Source organism: Ferrimonas pelagia (assembly GCF_039543565.1).
In the GTDB taxonomy this organism is placed as follows: Bacteria; Pseudomonadota; Gammaproteobacteria; order Enterobacterales; family Shewanellaceae; genus Ferrimonas; species Ferrimonas pelagia.
On the sequence record NZ_BAABJZ010000007.1, the window covers coordinates 17,052 to 32,746 of the forward strand.

At 57.6% G+C, this 15,695-nt stretch carries 15 protein-coding genes; 3 read left to right on the top strand and 12 right to left on the bottom strand.

Translation table 11 applies throughout. From position 1 onward, the window contains the following. Positions 1-15: 15 nt before the first annotated feature. Complete coding sequence (locus tag ABEA08_RS03410) at positions 16-2,370, top strand: PilZ domain-containing protein (protein ID WP_345333330.1); 2,355 nt, start codon at positions 16-18, stop codon at positions 2,368-2,370. A 7-nt stretch (positions 2,371-2,377) separates the two neighbouring features. Here ABEA08_RS03410 and serB read toward each other — a convergent pair whose 3' ends face one another. After that, a complete protein-coding gene (serB, locus tag ABEA08_RS03415) occupies positions 2,378-3,292 on the bottom strand; it encodes a phosphoserine phosphatase SerB (RefSeq protein WP_345333332.1) in 915 nt (304 codons plus the stop codon). Between the two features lie 79 nt (positions 3,293-3,371). On the opposite strand from serB, the gene ABEA08_RS03420 reads away from it, so the two are divergent. Beyond that, positions 3,372-4,010 (top strand): AhpA/YtjB family protein, encoded by a 639-nt coding sequence (locus tag ABEA08_RS03420; protein ID WP_345333334.1) that lies wholly within the window; start codon positions 3,372-3,374, stop codon positions 4,008-4,010. Positions 4,011-4,020: 10 nt separating this feature from the next. On the opposite strand, the gene deoD is transcribed toward ABEA08_RS03420, so the two are convergent. The 9 genes from deoD to ABEA08_RS03465 all read right to left on the bottom strand — a co-directional run bounded on the left by deoD (position 4,021) and on the right by ABEA08_RS03465 (position 13,116). After that, positions 4,021-4,725, bottom strand: coding sequence for a purine-nucleoside phosphorylase (deoD, locus tag ABEA08_RS03425; RefSeq protein ID WP_345333336.1), 705 nt, complete (start codon positions 4,723-4,725; stop codon positions 4,021-4,023). 24 nt (positions 4,726-4,749) lie between these two features. After that, positions 4,750-5,964: a phosphopentomutase gene (locus tag ABEA08_RS03430; RefSeq protein ID WP_345333338.1), complete on the bottom strand. Its 1,215-nt coding sequence runs from the start codon at positions 5,962-5,964 to the stop codon at positions 4,750-4,752. 20 nt (positions 5,965-5,984) lie between these two features. Continuing rightward, positions 5,985-7,307 carry a thymidine phosphorylase gene (gene deoA, locus ABEA08_RS03435; RefSeq protein ID WP_345333340.1) on the bottom strand — a complete coding sequence of 441 codons (1,323 nt, stop codon included), beginning with the start codon at positions 7,305-7,307 and terminating at the stop codon, positions 5,985-5,987. A 49-nt stretch (positions 7,308-7,356) separates the two neighbouring features. Then, positions 7,357-8,127, bottom strand: coding sequence for a deoxyribose-phosphate aldolase (gene deoC, locus ABEA08_RS03440; RefSeq protein WP_345333342.1), 771 nt, complete (start codon positions 8,125-8,127; stop codon positions 7,357-7,359). 314 nt (positions 8,128-8,441) lie between these two features. After that, complete coding sequence (locus ABEA08_RS03445; RefSeq protein WP_345333344.1) at positions 8,442-9,200, bottom strand: outer membrane protein OmpK; 759 nt, start codon at positions 9,198-9,200, stop codon at positions 8,442-8,444. A 262-nt stretch (positions 9,201-9,462) separates the two neighbouring features. After that, entirely contained in the window at positions 9,463-10,233 is a 771-nt protein-coding gene (locus ABEA08_RS03450) for an outer membrane protein OmpK (protein WP_345333346.1), read from the bottom strand. Between the two features lie 416 nt (positions 10,234-10,649). Then, entirely contained in the window at positions 10,650-11,897 is a 1,248-nt protein-coding gene (locus ABEA08_RS03455; RefSeq protein WP_345333348.1) for a NupC/NupG family nucleoside CNT transporter, read from the bottom strand. 264 nt (positions 11,898-12,161) lie between these two features. Beyond that, positions 12,162-12,971 (bottom strand): TatD family hydrolase, encoded by an 810-nt coding sequence (locus ABEA08_RS03460; protein WP_345333350.1) that lies wholly within the window; start codon positions 12,969-12,971, stop codon positions 12,162-12,164. Then, on the bottom strand, positions 12,955-13,116 hold the full coding sequence (locus tag ABEA08_RS03465) for a hypothetical protein (protein WP_345333351.1): 162 nt from the start codon (positions 13,114-13,116) through the stop codon (positions 12,955-12,957). Before ABEA08_RS03465 ends, ABEA08_RS03460 begins: the two co-directional genes overlap by 17 nt. A 380-nt stretch (positions 13,117-13,496) precedes the next feature. Between ABEA08_RS03465 and ABEA08_RS03470 the strand changes: the two genes are divergently transcribed. Continuing rightward, positions 13,497-13,721 (top strand): MarR family winged helix-turn-helix transcriptional regulator, encoded by a 225-nt coding sequence (locus ABEA08_RS03470; protein ID WP_345333353.1) that lies wholly within the window; start codon positions 13,497-13,499, stop codon positions 13,719-13,721. Between the two features lie 6 nt (positions 13,722-13,727). Here the strand turns inward: ABEA08_RS03470 and maiA are convergent, their stop codons facing one another. Both maiA and fahA read right to left on the bottom strand, forming a co-directional pair. Then, positions 13,728-14,357, bottom strand: coding sequence for a maleylacetoacetate isomerase (gene maiA, locus ABEA08_RS03475; RefSeq protein WP_345333355.1), 630 nt, complete (start codon positions 14,355-14,357; stop codon positions 13,728-13,730). A gap of 12 nt (positions 14,358-14,369) precedes the next feature. Continuing rightward, entirely contained in the window at positions 14,370-15,686 is a 1,317-nt protein-coding gene (gene fahA / locus ABEA08_RS03480; protein ID WP_345333357.1) for a fumarylacetoacetase, read from the bottom strand. Between the last annotated feature and the right edge of the window lie 9 nt (positions 15,687-15,695).

The following is a 15,695-nucleotide window of genomic DNA, read 5'->3' on the forward strand; positions in this document are numbered from 1 at the left end:
TCTACCGAGCCTGGCATGGAACAGCACACCGCCCTGATCACCCAACTGACTCCCCTATTACAAGCCCCTGACTTTGATCAGTCCATGGCTCTACTTTGTGCCGATCTTTCGGCAACCGAGCGTTTCTTGCTCAAGATGGAGCTCAACCGACTCAATCAACCCACCCGTCAGTCGCTGGACCTACGTCGCCGCGTCAAAGAGCCGTGTGACGCGGTGGAGATCGGAGGCGTCACCCATTTCCTCCCTCGCAGTAAAGCCCAGCACCTGCGTCAGTCGGTGAAGCTGTATGGCGATCGCCTCACCATCGGTGCCATCGAAGCCTGTCTGAGCCATGTCTCCTCACCTCAGCCGATCGATGAGGTGTATCTGCCCACCGAGCTTCCGCCCGGTCAGTGCGAGCTGCTGCCGCTGGGTCACTATGTGGTTCGCCAAGAGCCGCGCCGCTCATTTGCCACCGAGATCTCGTTAAGCCAAGGGGGGGAGCCCATCGACGCCCTGACACTGGATCTGTCTGTGGGGGGCTGTCGGGTACGGATCGACAACGCCACCCGGCTGGATCCGGACAAGCCAGTGCTGATCCACTTTATCGCCCTGAGTAAGGAGTATATCGTTCCGGCGTTAGACCAAGGTGTCCCCTATCAGCTGCTATCACAACAGCCGCAGAAGGGCTTTCTTCACCTACGCCTTAAGCGTGATCGAGAGCAGCACGCACAAAGCCGGGAGCTTGCGCGGATCCTCCAGGCAAGCGCCCTACGCTCAACGCTGGAGCTCAACCACCTGATCGCCACCACCCGCAGCCACGGCTATGAACGCCACCTGCTGCCCAACCTGACCACGCTTGCCATTGCCCTAGCCAATGATCACAACCACTATCGCCCGTTGATGCTGCTGCAGACCCAAGCCAACCAAGCCAGCTGGCATTACTGGCTGAATGAACAAGGGGTCAATCAACTCTCTGCCGCGCTCAGCAATTCCCGGATCAGCCGCCTGCTGCAAGAGCCCGACAACGGCGCCCATGCCCTGCTCTATAGCTTCCATATCCGCCAGCGTGAACAATTGCTGTTCTTTACCGCCACACTCAGTGAACTGATGCACAATGGCCATGCCGACAGCTTCCTTCATCTGGCCGCGCAGCAAGACAGCTTCCGCGTACACCAACTGAGTTTTCAACAGCTCAGTCCAACCGATATCCGCCGGGCACTGCGCAACCCCATAAACTCTCAGGCATTCGAGCCGCTGGTGTGCCAACAGCTGCAAGAAGCCAACCTTTTATTGCAGCTGCAGCCCTTGCCCGGTGCGCAGGGCGCCCACTACCAGCATCGAACGCTCAATATCGATCCCGACCAACTGCGACGCTACGGCATGAGCCGAGTCAACAAGGATCCCATCCGCCCGCTGCTACTGAAATTTGACGATCGCCGGCGTGAGTCCCGTTTCCAGCTCAACACCCCATGTATCCTAAGCCAAGGCCGCAAACACTTCGCCGGCAACACTCTGGATGTCTCCCCCCGCGGCCTCAAACTGCAACTGGACGCCCCCGGCACGTTTGCCAAAGGGGATACCTTGGTACTCGCCCTGCCCAAGATGCAGCCGCTGGCGGGCAAGTTAAAACTCAGCGGGATGCACTATCAGATCGTGGGACTCCATGCCGACAACCGAACCCTGCGACTCAAAGCGACCCACAGCCACTCCCATGCCGGGGTGGTGTTCTTGTCGCACCTACTCAACAAAAACCACAATAAGCTGACCGAGCTCGGCTCGTCGCACCATCATCTCCAACTCACCGAAGGGATGAAAAACTTCGCGTTACGTCAGTTACAGGCGCTGCCGCTCTTTGTCCATAAGCGCCATCGCCGCTTGCAGTTTACTCTGATCGGGGCGAGCGCCGAGCCCAGCCCATTGCACCGCCGGCTAATGAGCGAGGCCAGTGAACACGCCGACTTAAGCTGGCTCCTGCTGCAACCGCAGATCAAAGCACTGCTAGAGCAACTGAGCGAGGCACGCCCCAATGAGCCGGTGGTACTGGAATTGGCGGCGATCCTGCCGACCGAAACCGAATCCGCCCGTTGCCTTTACCTACCACATCAACCGGCGCAGTTACGCCAATTTATTGTGGATGGCCTAGTACGTCAGCGCTTTATCGGCCTTCGACTGGAGTTGGTGCCAACCGGTAAGCCGGATCTGGATTATCTGCAACAAGACCTGGCGGCGATCAGCGGCCATGCGCTGCACCGAGCGCGGGAATTGGAAGAGATGTTGTGGCAGGTGCAAGGTTGCGGCCAACTCTACGACATCAGCCATGAACTCATGTGCCGCGCGGGGCTGGAAAGTCTGCTGCCAACCCCGTTGGTTTCAGGTGCGATCGACTGATCCCAGCCTATCCGTGCTGCAGCAGGGCCAACACCGCATCCAGGCCCAACTGCTGAATGGCCACATCCGCCTGTGCAGCAACCGCAGGCTTGGCATGGTACCCCACCCCCAACTGAGCCGCCGCCAACATCGGCAGATCGTTAGCGCCATCGCCGATGGCCAGCCACTGTCGGCTCGGGATCCCATAGCGCTGGCCCAGCTCCGACAAGATCGCAGCCTTGCGCTGCGCATCGACGATAGGCCCGGTGATCTGCCCGGTCAATCGCTCCCCTTCTACCGCCAGATCATTCGCCTCGAAATGATCCAGTCCCAGCTGCTGCGCCAGAACACGGGCGATCCGATTGAAACCGCCGGAGGCCAGCGCCATCTTCCAGCCCCGAGCTTTAAGGGTTTGGCACAAGCATTCCAATCCCGGGTTCAAGGGCAGATCAGCCGCGATCTCATCCATCACCGACACAGGGATCCCCTCGAGCATCGCCACCCGCTGACGCAGTGAGTCGGCAAAATCCAACCCGCCCTGCATCGCCAGCTCCGTCACCTCTGCGACCTGCTGATAGACCCCGCCTCGGCGCGCGATCTCATCGATGCACTCGATGGCGATCATGGTGGAATCCATGTCCATCAGCAGCAAGCCCGGCTCAGACAGAGACGGCGTCTGTGTTGGCAGCATCAAAAGCTCACAGCCAGTGGGTGCCGGCGGCAACGCACCGGCGCACTGCCCCTGCCAACCGATCCGCTGCAGCGAAGGGGTTACCACCTCCGCCAGCACAGGGGTCATCACGCCACAACCGGCCAGCGCCTGGGCAGCATGCTCGGCCGTCAAACAGGGGCCGAGCAGCAGCAGGGTTTGCTGTTCGCCCTGCGGCGGCAGCAGATCCACGCTAAGTTGAGGGATGAGGGATGGGTTTTGATCAGCCATCATGACGGTTCCTTGTTTTGCTTCTGAGCCAGTTCCGCCTCTATTATAGGGAGGGAGCCGATTAAAGGAACGATAAAACAGGATGTTGCGAAAGCACCAACACCGTCTGATCCGGTTATCACAGATCGCAATTGCCTTGACATTACTGATCACGGTTCAACTGTTGTGGCAACAACAACGGCTTCATCGTCAAGCGCTATTGGCAACGCACGCCATGGAATTAGCCGATAACCTGATGGAGCACGCCGCCCACAGTGCCGCGATGGCGCTCAAGCTGGATGACGACGCGATGATGCAGTGGGTCGTGACCCGCCTAAACGACGATCCCCGCGTGCTGTCCGCCTCCATCTTTAACTACCAAGGCCACCGTCTGGCCTTCGCCCAAAGTCTGTTCCCCGACGCCGACCTACCGGAACAGGCTGAGCTGGAATTGGCCCTGCGCCAATTCTCACCGCTGACCACCCCGATAACCCATGGACAGGAAGCGTATGGTTACCTGCGCATGCGGATCAACCATTCGCTGTTTTTCCTCGAACAGCGTCATCTGCAACAAACCCAACAGCGGGAAACGGGTCTGCTATTGCTGCTCAGCGGGCTGATCGGCTTCATCCTAGCCCGCGCGCTCTCCTTTAAGCGTGCCAGCTACAGCCATCAGCAGCGGCTGGCAAAACGGCAAAAAAAACGGGCGACTCATACCGAGTCGCCCGTACAAAATGACTGATGTCACCGACTCACAGTAGCGAGTCCAGCGTCATTACGATCATGTCATTGAAGGTGGTCTGACGCTCTTCGGCAGTGGTGGCTTCACCGGTACGGATATGATCCGATACCGTCGCCACACACAGCGCCTTAGCACCAAACTCGGCGGCAACGCCGTACAGGCCAGCCGCTTCCATCTCAACGCCCAAGATGTTCATCTTTTCCATTACGTCGAACATCACTGGATCCGGCGAGTAGAACAGATCCGCAGAGAAGATGTTGCCCACGCGCACCGGGATCCCCGCTTTGTCAGCGGCATCAACCACGTTCTTCAGCAGACCGTAGTCGGCGATCGCGGCAAAGTCGTGATCGCGGAAACGCTGACGGTTCACCTTGGAATCCGTACAGGCGCCCATGCCGATCACCACATCGCGAACCTTCACGTCAGTGGAAACCGCACCACAGCTGCCCACGCGGATCAGGTTCTTCACACCGTACTCGGTGATCAGCTCCTTGGCGTAAATAGAGCAGGATGGAATGCCCATGCCTGAGCCCATCACAGAAACACGCTTACCTTTGTAAGTGCCGGTAAAGCCCAGCATATTACGTACATCGGTTACCTGCTCGACGTCCTCGAGAAAGGTTTCGGCGATGTATTTTGCCCGCAAGGGATCACCAGGAAACAGAACAGTTTCAGCGAACGCACCCGCTGGTGCATTAATATGCGGAGTAGCCATCAAAAGACCCCATTTGTTGACGAGTTACAGAAAGGATTTACCGTAGTCCATCGGTGCCAGGCCCAAATGTGCGGCCAAGCTTTGTCCGATATCGGCAAACGTATCGCGTTTTCCTAAGTTACGCGCAGCCACGCCGGGTCCAAACAGGATCACCGGCACGTGCTCGCGGGTGTGATCCGTCCCGGTCCAGGTCGGATCACAACCGTGATCCGCGGTGATGATGACGATGTCGTCCTCTTTCAACCGCGCGATCAACTCAGGTAAACGAGTATCAAAGTACTCCAAGGCTCCAGCATAGCCGTTCAGATCACGGCGATGTCCGAAGGAGGAGTCAAAATCGACAAAGTTTGTGAACACCAAGCTTTGCGCACCGGCATCATCCACCGCTTGCAAAGTCGCGTCCCACAAGGCGTCCAATCCGGTCGCCTTCACTTTTTGTGTAATGCCACGATGGGCATAAATGTCAGCGATCTTGCCGACGGAGATCACCTCTCCGCCCGCTTCAACCAACTTATCCAGTACCGTCGGCGCTGGTGGCTCAACCGCGTAATCTTTACGATTCCCCGTCCGGGCAAAATCCATCGCACTGGTACCGACAAACGGACGCGCGATCACGCGGCCAATGTTATAAGGCTCAAGCTCTTCACGGGCGATCCGGCACAGTTCGTACAAGCTCTCTAGGCCAAAGCTCTCTTCATGACAAGCGATCTGGAACACGCTGTCTGACGAGGTATAGAAGATCGGCGCGCCTGTACGCACATGCTCTTCACCCAAGCGCTCCAGAATGGTGGTGCCCGATGCGTGGCAGTTGCCCAGGAAGCTGGTCAAGCCCGCACGCTGTAAGATCTTGTCGGTCAACTCGGCCGGAAAGCTGTTTTGCTTATCGGTGAAGTAGCCCCACTCGTACAAAACCGGCACACCGGCCATCTCCCAGTGACCACTCGGAGTGTCTTTGCCCGAAGACAGCTCTGCAGCAAAACCATAGGCTCCGGTCACTTGCGCTTCCAGATTAAAGCCAGCTGGCACCTGACCGGTACTGTCAAACGCCAGTCGAGCCAAGCCCAACCGGGTTAGGTTTGGCAAGTTCAAAGGGCCGCTGCGACCGACCTCAGCGCCGCCTTCGGCGCAGACCCGGGCAATGCTGCCAAAGGTGTCGGCACCGACATCACCGAATTGATCAGCATCGTCGGTCGCCCCCACCCCAAAAGAATCCATCATCAGCACGATAGCTCGAGCCATACCTTCCTCCTCGTCACGATTTATTTGCGGATCACCCGATAGATCTCCTGAGCCAAGGCCGGAGCCTCATCGCTCAAGGTGATCGCATGGCGCAGCGCTTGCGCGGCTTGCTGCCAGGACGCTTCATCGCGCGCCGACAACAGCGCCAATGGCGTGTCAGCCATTACTGCTTGCCCCAATACACACAGCTGCTCAAAGCCCACGCTGTGATCGATCTCGTCACTGGCCACCTTACGGCCACCGCCGAGATTTACCACCGCCATGCCAATCGCACGGGTGTCCATGGCTGCAACATAACCGCTTGCCTGCGCCATCACCGGCTTGATCACCGCCGCTTGCGGCAGATACTCACCGTAGCGCGCGACAAAATCCGCCGGGCCACCCAAACCTTCAACCATCAGGCTAAAACGTTTGAGGGCTTCGCCATTGTCCAATACCGCCAGCATCTGCTCACGCCCTTGGGCAACCGTCTCAGCCAATTTCCCCAGCACCAGCAGCTCGGCCCCCTGAGCCAGGGTGATCTCCAACAAGCGGGGGTTACGGTATTCGCCGTTTAAGAAACGCACCGCCTCGCGGATCTCCACCGCGTTACCCGCGCTGGAAGCCAGTACTTGGTTCATATCGGTCAGCAGTGCCGTGGTCGGCACCCCTGCGCCATTGGCCACATCAACGATGCTCTGGGCCAACTGCTCAGATGCCTCATAGGTTGGCATAAAGGCGCCACTGCCCACTTTTACATCCATCACCAAAGCGTCCAGCCCAGAGGCCAGTTTCTTCGACAGGATGGAAGCGGTGATCAGCGAGATGGAATCTACCGTCGCCGTCACGTCACGGGTGGCGTACATACGCTTGTCGGCGGGAGCCAACTCACCGGTCTGGCCGATGATGGCGATCCCCGCCTGCTTCACCACACGACGGAAGGTCGCATTATCCGGCGTGATGTTGTAGCCGGGAATGGACTCCAACTTATCCAAGGTGCCGCCGGTGTGACCCAGGCCACGACCGGAGATCATCGGCACATAGCCCCCACAGGCCGCGATGATCGGTCCCAGCATCAAAGATACGCAGTCACCGACGCCGCCGGTGGAGTGCTTATCGATCACCGGGCCATCAAAGCCCATATCATCCCAACTGAGCACGACCCCGGAGTCACGCATCCCTTCGGTCAGCGCCACCCGCTCGGGCATGGTCATATCATTAAAGTACACCGTCATGGCGAACGCCGCGATCTGACCTTCACTGATCGATCCGTCGGCGATCCCTTGGCAGAAAAAGTGGATCTCCTCAGCACTCAGCGGCTGGTTATCACGCTTTTTTTTAATGATCTCTTGCGGTAAAAACATAGCTAGCTCCATGCAATAAGGGGAAGGGCAAGCCTTCCCCTCATCCGGATCAGTAACCTTGGCCTTCGGCTGGCTTATCACCATGCCCCAAGGTCGCCAGTAGGCTGGCCAGCAGGCTGGACGCGCCGAAGCGGAAGGTACGCGGGCTCACCCAGTCATTACCTAGAATGGACGCGGCCAGTGCCAAATACTCGCTGGCTTGCTCAGCGTTGCGAACACCGCCGGCTGGCTTAAAGCCGACCTTGGTATCTTTCGCGGCGATCACTTCCATCATGATGCGAGCGGACTCCAGAGTCGCATTGACGGGCACCTTACCGGTGGAGGTTTTGATGAAGTCGGCGCCGGCATCGATGCAGATCTCAGACGCCTTGCGGATCAAGGCTTCCTCTTTCAGCTCACCGGTTTCGATGATCACCTTCAGCAGCACCTCACCACAGGCTTCTTTACAGGCCTTCACCAGATCAAAGCCGATCTGCTCGTTACCCGCCATAAAGGCGCGGTAAGGGAACACCACATCCACTTCGTCTGCACCGTAGGCCACCGCCGCTTTGGTTTCAGCCACTGCGATCTCGATGTCATCGTTGCCGTGTGGGAAGTTGGTCACGGTGGCGATCTGAACTTGCTCAGCGCCGATCTCGCGCAGGGTCTTGCGGGCGATCGGGATAAAGCGTGGGTAGATGCAGATCGCAGCCGTGTTTCCGGCAGGCGATTTGGCCTTATGACACAGGTCGATCACCTTCTGATCGGTGTCGTCGTCATTCAGGGTGGTCAGATCCATCAAAGTCAAAGCGCGCAAGGCGGCTGCATTCAGATCGCTCATGGAGATCTCCAATTCTGTAGTAAGTAAGCAGTATAGATAAGTTCACTCACCGGCACCGTAACGGCACGGCACAGAAGTGCCCGATTTTCAGGCACAGCGAACCCGGTCTCGTCACAGCTAGGCGACGCGGACTTGGTTCCTTGAAGATCAAAGGTCGATCCTCTTCGTAGAGAGGCCAATCCTCGCGAAAAATCCATTTTCCCGCCAAAATTTTGTCAAGAATAACAAAAGGGTCTGCCAATTGGCAGACCCTAGAGAACAATGTGTTCGCATTTTAACGCCTGTGTCGCACGACACAGCGCAAATATTCACATTTAGAAGTTGTACTTAACGGTGTAGATCATACCGTCCTGGTAGGTTGCGCTACCCAGGTTATTGTGGGAGTAACGGTACTGTAGGCCGGCAGTCAGATTGTCAGTGGCATGCCACCACAGCGCGATCGCGCCATCGTGGCCAACAGAATCTTCGTTGTAGGCTTCATCGCGGGCAAAATCGGTCTCGTGCCAGTTGGATACGGAGAACTTCTGACCCGCAGCCTGGAAGTCATAACCGGCTACCCAGCCGATGGTGCCACCAGTCAGGCCAGCAAAACCGCCACCGTCATAGCTATTGTGTGCGTAATGAGTGGCAATGAATGGCTTGGCCCAGAAACCAGACTCGGTAAACAGGGTGTAACGCAGACCGTATTTCTGGTTTACCACGTTATAGCCGGAAGAATCAGCTAGGTTGTAAACCTGAGCAAACAACTGCACGTTGTCGACCGGGGTGTTGATACCCACGTTGCCTTTGATGGCAGTTCGAGTATCTTTGTTTGCGTCATCGTGACCGCTACCGGCAAATGGGTTTTCTAAGTCGATGAAGCCGTAAACGTCACCCCAGGTAAAACCCGCACCGCCTTCGGCTTCCAAAAACAGGAAGTCACCTTTACCGGCGCGCTCTTCGGTTTTATCGGTCCAATCCAGGTAGTTGGCAGACACTGAGCCGAAACCATACAGGTACTCAGCTGAAACTGGGGCAGACAGGGCAAGGGCGGCGGCGCCAGCAACGGCCAGGGTGTTCAATTTGTTCATCATCAACCTACTCAAAAGACAATTCTTCAATATCTGTGTGCCCTCTTCCCTGCTGGCGGGACGAATTGTATTCGGATGAACCAATGAAACAATCACGGATGTGATTTCATGTGTCTTTTTGTGCTCTCCTTCGCATTTTTATCGCCAGCGACTCATACTACGGTCAAAAAAAACACAGGCAAACAAGCGTTCACAGCCGGGTGTGAAACAACGGGAATGAAAAAGGCCGACGTCCGCCGGCCTTTTGGGGAGAAGAGGGGCTTGCTTAGAAATTGTACTTGACCGTATAGATGATGGCGTCACCGTATCCGGCTTGGCCTAATTTATTATCAAAATAACGGTACTGCAGGCCGAGGGTCACGTTTTCCGGCACAGGTAGATGCCACCAAAACGCCAGCGCACCGTTGTGCCCGGTCGAGCCACCGCCGCCACTGCCGCTGTAGTTATCGTCACGGCCAAACTCGGTTTCATGCCAGTTAGAGATGGAAAACTTCTGATCCGATACCGAAAAATCGTAGCCCAGCACCCAACCAAGCATGCCACCATTGACCCCGGTCCAGCTGTCGGTTCGGGTGTAGTTCATGCCGAGAAACGGCGTCATCCAGAAGCCGGATTCGGTAAAGATCTTATAGCGCACCCCGATCACCGTGGTGCTGTCATAGAATCCGCCGCCCATGGCGTAGTAATTCTGGAAATAGCCTTGCCAATTATTCCAGACGTTATAACCGACGGAAAACTTTGCGGCGATCCGAAACGAGCTGTTGCCCTCAAAGCGGTCGGTACCATCGTCCTGGGTGTCATTGCCTTCAAAGGTGTTTTCCATGTCGAAGAAGCCGTAGACATCGCCCCAATCAAACCCAGCCCCACCTTCCAACTCGATGTAGTAGAAATCCTCTTTAAATCCCCCCGAATCCCGCTCAGTACCCGAGGTCCAATCCAGATAGTTAATGTTCACATCCGCGAAGCCATACAGGTACTCAGCCTGTACCGGCGCAGACAAGGCCACCGCGGCCAAAGCAATGGGTACGATCCTCATGCCATCTCTCCTGCATCCTCTTATTGTCACCGTTGACGTTTTCAAACCATCGAAACGCATTCATGGTCTGATAAACCTTAGTCAAGTCAGCAGCAAACGCCATGTTAGTGCAGAAAAAGGGGAGGAAACCTCTGTACAGAGCCGTTGCCCTCGGAGGCTGCTATCAGAACGAGCACAGCAGCCATTGATGGGCGCCATGACACCGGCTCGGCAAGCGTACGAGTAAGGAAGCCCAAGGAGGGGAACAGCAGGCGATAGGGCGAGAAGTGTCGCTCGCTGGGCTAAATGGCGCTCTCCTGCGCATGGGATGCGACCTCGCCAACCGATGAAAAACCACTGCTCCATACGCGGTACCAAAGATTGGCGAAAAAAAACGGCCACCCAAAGGTGACCGTTTGTGCTCGCTAAGCGAGTAATTACATGGACAGGCCCAAGAACAGACCCGCCAGCGTCGCACTCATCAGGTTCGACAGGGAGCCGGCGATCACCGCACGCATACCCAGCTGCGCCAGATCGTGGCGGCGGGATGGAGCCATGGCGCCCAAGCCGCCCAACAGGATGGCAATGGAGCTCAGGTTGGCGAAGCCACACAACGCGAAGGACAAGATAGCCTGGGTACGAGGCGTCATCTCAACACCGTTGATCAGCATTTCGCCGCTCAGGTATGGCGCCAAGTTGATGTAAGCAACAAATTCGTTCACCACGATCTTCTGACCGATGAACGAACCTGCCACGGTGGCCTCTTCCCAAGGCACACCCATCAGGAAGGCCAATGGGGCGAAGACGTAACCCAGGATGATCTCCAGGCTCAGGCCTTCGAAGCCCACCAGACCACCGGCCCAGCCGATGATCCCGTTCAGCATGGCGATCAAACCGATGAAGGCCAACAGCATAGCACCCACGTTCAGCGCCAGTTGCATACCGGAAGAGGCGCCCGCAGCAGCGGCATCCAATACGTTGGCAGGCTTGTCAGCAGCTTCTTCCAGATCTTGTACGTCCTGGTTGGCTTCTTCAGTTTCTGGCTCCATCAGCTTGGCCATCATCAGACCACCCGGGGCCGCCATGAAGGACGCCGCGATCAAGTACTCCAGTGGCACGCCCAAACCGGCGTAACCGGCCAGTACAGAACCAGCAACAGACGCCAGGCCGCCCACCATAATGGCGAACAGCTCAGAGCGGGTCATGGTTGGGATAAACGGACGCACCACCAGTGGCGCTTCGGTCTGGCCCACAAAGATGTTGGCGGTAGCAGACATGGACTCAGGGCGAGAAGTACCCAGCGCCTTTTGCAACGCACCACCGATGAAGCGGATGACCCACTGCATCACACCGATGTAGTACAGCACCGCGATCAGCGAGGAGAAGAACACGATGATCGGCAGAACGTTAATGGCAAAGATAAAGCCCACTTTGAACTGGGCCAGATCACCAAACAGGAAACCGATCCCGTCGTTGGCGTAACCAATCACGGAGGAAACGGCTTCGGAAATAGCGCCAAGAATGCGCTGTCCCGGTGGAAAATACAGTACGAAAGCACCCAGTGTTGCTTGGATCGCAAACGCGCCACCCACGGTGCGCCAGTTGATCGCGCTGCGGTTTGACGACAAACCAAAGGCGATTGCCAGCAGGGTGACGACCCCTACCAGACTCATCACAATACTCATTGACCCATTATCCTCTTTATTTGGACTTCGCTGACGTGTAGAGCACATCAATCTAGAAAACGGCGAGATTATACTGATCACTTCGGCAAAAAGCCTCAGACAAACGGTAATAATTGTGACTTACCACCGATTTTGAATTCAATTCGGCCAGCTTTGGCCGTCATCACTTCACAGCAATTCACACACCCATGATCGATCCAGTACTCACTACGGACTCGAATAACCATAGCAGTTGGACTTCCCAGCGATGGGTGTGCGTGAATTTTAATCAGAAATTGAAGGGTTAGCGGCCGTAATTTGAGGCTGACACTGCCAGCGTGGGAACAGCTCAGCGACATTGTATGCTAAAGGCTCGATCAACTCTTTGGGATCGCACCCACGCAACCGGGCTAACTGTGACAATATGTGAGGCAAGCGCGCCGGCTCATTGGTCTCGCCCTGATGGCCGCAGATAGGCATATCTGGGCTGTCGGTCTCAAGCAGCAAGGAGGTCAGGGGCAGCGCTGCCACGGCCGCGCGTGTTTTGGCGGCGCGTGGGTAGGTGATGGTGCCACCGATCCCCAACTTCAAGCCGCGCTTAATATACTGCTGCGCCAAGGCGGTACTGCCGCTGAATCCGTGCACCACGCCGCCGGCGCTTAACGGGATCTCATTAAGCAGCCTTAGCAGTTCATTATGGGCCTTACGCACATGCAGGATCACGGGTAACTCATGTTGCTGCGCCAACCTCAATTGAGCGCGGCATAAGTGCTCCTGCTGCGGCAGCGGCAGCGGCGAGCCGATGGCATCCAGGCCACACTCTCCTATCGCGACATAAGGGTGCGGCACAGAGAGCCGCGCAGCCATGTGCTCGACGTCATCGGGCTGATGGGCAAAACAAGGATGTAAGCCGATCGCCACGGCAACCGAAGCATCGCGCTGACTTAAGCACTCAAGCGCGGGCCAATGGCCGCGATCCACCGCAGGCACCAGGTAGCCGCTGACCCCCTGAGCCGCCGCTCGAGCAAGCACCGCGTCGAGCTCCCCAGCCAAGGGGGGCAGATCAAGATGACAATGGCTATCGATCAACATCATCCACCGCCTTGGAGCGCTCTCCTCGTTTCAGCGCTTGCTGCGCCCGCTCATCCAAGGGAACGCAACAACGCCGCGCCTCCGGCGTCAACCCCAGCCCATCCAGCAGATCACAATATCGTTGCCACCATCGCTTCAACCACGCCATCTTTGCTCCCAATCGCCGAAGATCTCGCTCGGTACTGTAGCAAGTGGCGTAAAGCTTAGCGACGACGGACACCGGCAAAAGCCATTACAAGCACACCACGGCGACGACAGAATGGGACAAACCTTTGTTTTGGGTGCTTTATGATAACCTCTGCGCGCTTTTTCCCCCCAGACCGCTGAGCTGCAACATTTCCGACCCTACCGCTTGGTTAGCTTGGCCCATAGGATCAGCCATCCGCTGGCTCAGATCGACCAGCAGCCGCCTTTTGAGATCACCATGGCAGATTGGCGGAGCCTGGCGCAGCTGGCCCGTAGCGAGCAGCTCAACGCCAAAGCCATCGGTGCGTTAACCGAGATGAACAAACCAAGATCTCGCGCGGGGTGAAAGCGCTCGACGCCAAAGATTGCCTGCTCAAAGCGCTCGATCCCAGCGACAACCGCGCCAACGTCTTGTCGCTGTCCGCCGCCGGCTGGGCGCTTTACCACCAGATCGCGCCCGAAGCACTGGCATGGGAGGCGGAGCTACTGCAAGTATTGAGCGTCACCGAATACCGGGATCGGCTGCGGATCCTCGATAAGCTCGACGCCCAACTTCAGCAACCCTGAGCGAAGCTATACCGCATCCGGCTGATGCTGCGGCAAGGCATCAACGAACGCCGGTAATGCGCCACAACGCGCTTCAGCTGCGAGCAAGTGGGGATAAGGCGCCATATCCAGCTCAAACCGTCGCGCGTTATAGATCTGCGGGATCAGATACAGATCCAGCAGGTTGGCCTGCTCACTGTACCAGGCCGGCTTCGTCGCTAATTGGCGCTCCAGAGCGCCGAAGCCCTGGCCGATCCAATGGCGGATCCACCGCCCTTTCTGCGCCACTTCCACGCCCAGTTCAGCCTGCAGGTAGTTTTGCACCCGCAGATTAGCGATCGGGTGGATGTCACAGCCGATCACCTGACACGCCGCCCGAAGCTGCGCCGCGAGCACCGGATCCGTCGGCAACAGCGCAGGCTCGGGATAGCGCGCCTCAAGATACTCCAAGATCGCCCCGGACTGGGTTAATACGGCGCCATCGTCCAACACCAGACTCGGCACCAATTGTTGCGGGTTCACCTGAGCATAATCCTCACCGCCTTGCTCGCCCCGCAGTAAATTGACCGGCACCGATTGATAAGCCAACCCCTTCAAATTCAGCGCGATCCGCACACGATAGGCCGCCGAAGAGCGATAGTAACCATACAGTTTCATACGCCCCCCGACTCACTGGCGCAGCGGCAACACCGTGCCACTCACCTCGCCAAAACCGATCCGCGGTAGCCCGGGTTTGGCACAAACCCCGCGCATCACCACAGTATCGCCATCCTCCAAGAAGGTGCGTTGCTCCCCATTGGCCAAGGTGATCGCCTGCTTACCACCACAGGTCAGCTCCAGCAGTGAGCCGGCCTCCTCCGGCGCAGGGCCCGACTGCGTGCCGGTGCCCAACAGATCGCCCGGCTGCAGGTTGCAGCCATTGACGGTATGGTGCGTCACCATCTGCGCCACCGTCCAATAAGAGTGGCGGAAGCTGGAGCGAGACAGTCGCTGCGCAGGCTGGTCCTGCTCGGCCATGGCGGGCGTTTGCAGCAGGCACTCAAGTTCAATATCCAGCGCCCCCGAAAGCCGGTTGTGATCAGAATCCAGATACGGCAGCGGTTGCGGATCGCCCTCGGGGCGAACAAAGGCATGACGATAAGGCTGCAACGCTTCCAGAGTCACTATCCAAGGAGAGATGGTGGAGGCAAAACTCTTGGCCAGAAACGGCCCCAACGGTTGATACTCCCACGCCTGCAGATCCCGCGCCGACCAGTCATTAAACACACACAGGCCAAACACATGGCTCTCCGCCTGTGCCATGTTTACCGGCACACCCAGCTCATTGCCGGCACCGATGAAGATCCCCATCTCCAGCTCATAATCGAGCCGCTGACACGGACCAAAGCTTGGCTGCCCGGCGTCCGGCGCCTTCGTCTGGCCCTGCGGCCGATGGAAGCGCTGTCCGGTCACCTCAATAGAAGATGCCCGCCCGTGGTAGCCGATCGGCACCCACTTGTAGTTGGGCAGTAACGGGTTGTCCGGTCGAAACAGCTTGCCGACCGCCGTCGCGTGATAGATAGAGGAATAGAAATCGGTGTAGTCACCGATCACGCAGGGCATACCGTATTCGACCTCGCTCATCGGTACCAAGCAGTGAACAAAGTCCGCCTCACCACTGGCGCCGACACGCAGGGCGCGGGACAGGGCTAAGCGCAAAGCGGACCAAGCCGACTGGCCCATCGCCATGAACTCGTTGAGCCAAGGCAGGCTGGCCGCCTCTAACGCTTCCGCGGCGAGGCCGATAAAGGGCCGGAGCCGCTGCAGCGCTTCCAGATCCAATACCTGATCGCCGATGGCAACACCGCCGCGCCACTCCTCTTCACCGCCCTCGCGGCGAAACACCGCAAACGGCAGGTTCTGAATGGGGAAGTCACATTCAGGCGCATTGGCACTGTCGACCCAGCTACGTAGCGCTGGATCATGGGTTTCATTCAAACTGGTCATGGTCATCCC

What these genes read in the sequence shown, in the direction of transcription:
- deoC (WP_345333342.1), bottom strand. Translation starts at nt 8,127, where the DNA reads ATGAGCGATCTGAATGCAGCCGCCTTGCGCGCTTTGACTTTGATGGAT.
- deoD (WP_345333336.1), bottom strand. Translation starts at nt 4,725, where the DNA reads ATGGCTACTCCGCATATTAATGCACCAGCGGGTGCGTTCGCTGAAACT.
- ABEA08_RS03430 (WP_345333338.1), bottom strand. Translation starts at nt 5,964, where the DNA reads ATGGCTCGAGCTATCGTGCTGATGATGGATTCTTTTGGGGTGGGGGCG.
- deoA (WP_345333340.1), bottom strand. Translation starts at nt 7,307, where the DNA reads ATGTTTTTACCGCAAGAGATCATTAAAAAAAAGCGTGATAACCAGCCG.
- ABEA08_RS03420 (WP_345333334.1), top strand. Translation starts at nt 3,372, where the DNA reads ATGTTGCGAAAGCACCAACACCGTCTGATCCGGTTATCACAGATCGCA.
- ABEA08_RS03460 (WP_345333350.1), bottom strand. Translation starts at nt 12,971, where the DNA reads ATGATGTTGATCGATAGCCATTGTCATCTTGATCTGCCCCCCTTGGCT.
- ABEA08_RS03465 (WP_345333351.1), bottom strand. Translation starts at nt 13,116, where the DNA reads ATGGCGTGGTTGAAGCGATGGTGGCAACGATATTGTGATCTGCTGGAT.
- ABEA08_RS03455 (WP_345333348.1), bottom strand. Translation starts at nt 11,897, where the DNA reads ATGAGTATTGTGATGAGTCTGGTAGGGGTCGTCACCCTGCTGGCAATC.
- maiA (WP_345333355.1), bottom strand. Translation starts at nt 14,357, where the DNA reads ATGAAACTGTATGGTTACTATCGCTCTTCGGCGGCCTATCGTGTGCGG.
- ABEA08_RS03450 (WP_345333346.1), bottom strand. Translation starts at nt 10,233, where the DNA reads ATGAGGATCGTACCCATTGCTTTGGCCGCGGTGGCCTTGTCTGCGCCG.
- ABEA08_RS03410 (WP_345333330.1), top strand. Translation starts at nt 16, where the DNA reads ATGGAACAGCACACCGCCCTGATCACCCAACTGACTCCCCTATTACAA.
- ABEA08_RS03445 (WP_345333344.1), bottom strand. Translation starts at nt 9,200, where the DNA reads ATGATGAACAAATTGAACACCCTGGCCGTTGCTGGCGCCGCCGCCCTT.
- serB (WP_345333332.1), bottom strand. Translation starts at nt 3,292, where the DNA reads ATGATGGCTGATCAAAACCCATCCCTCATCCCTCAACTTAGCGTGGAT.
- fahA (WP_345333357.1), bottom strand. Translation starts at nt 15,686, where the DNA reads ATGACCAGTTTGAATGAAACCCATGATCCAGCGCTACGTAGCTGGGTC.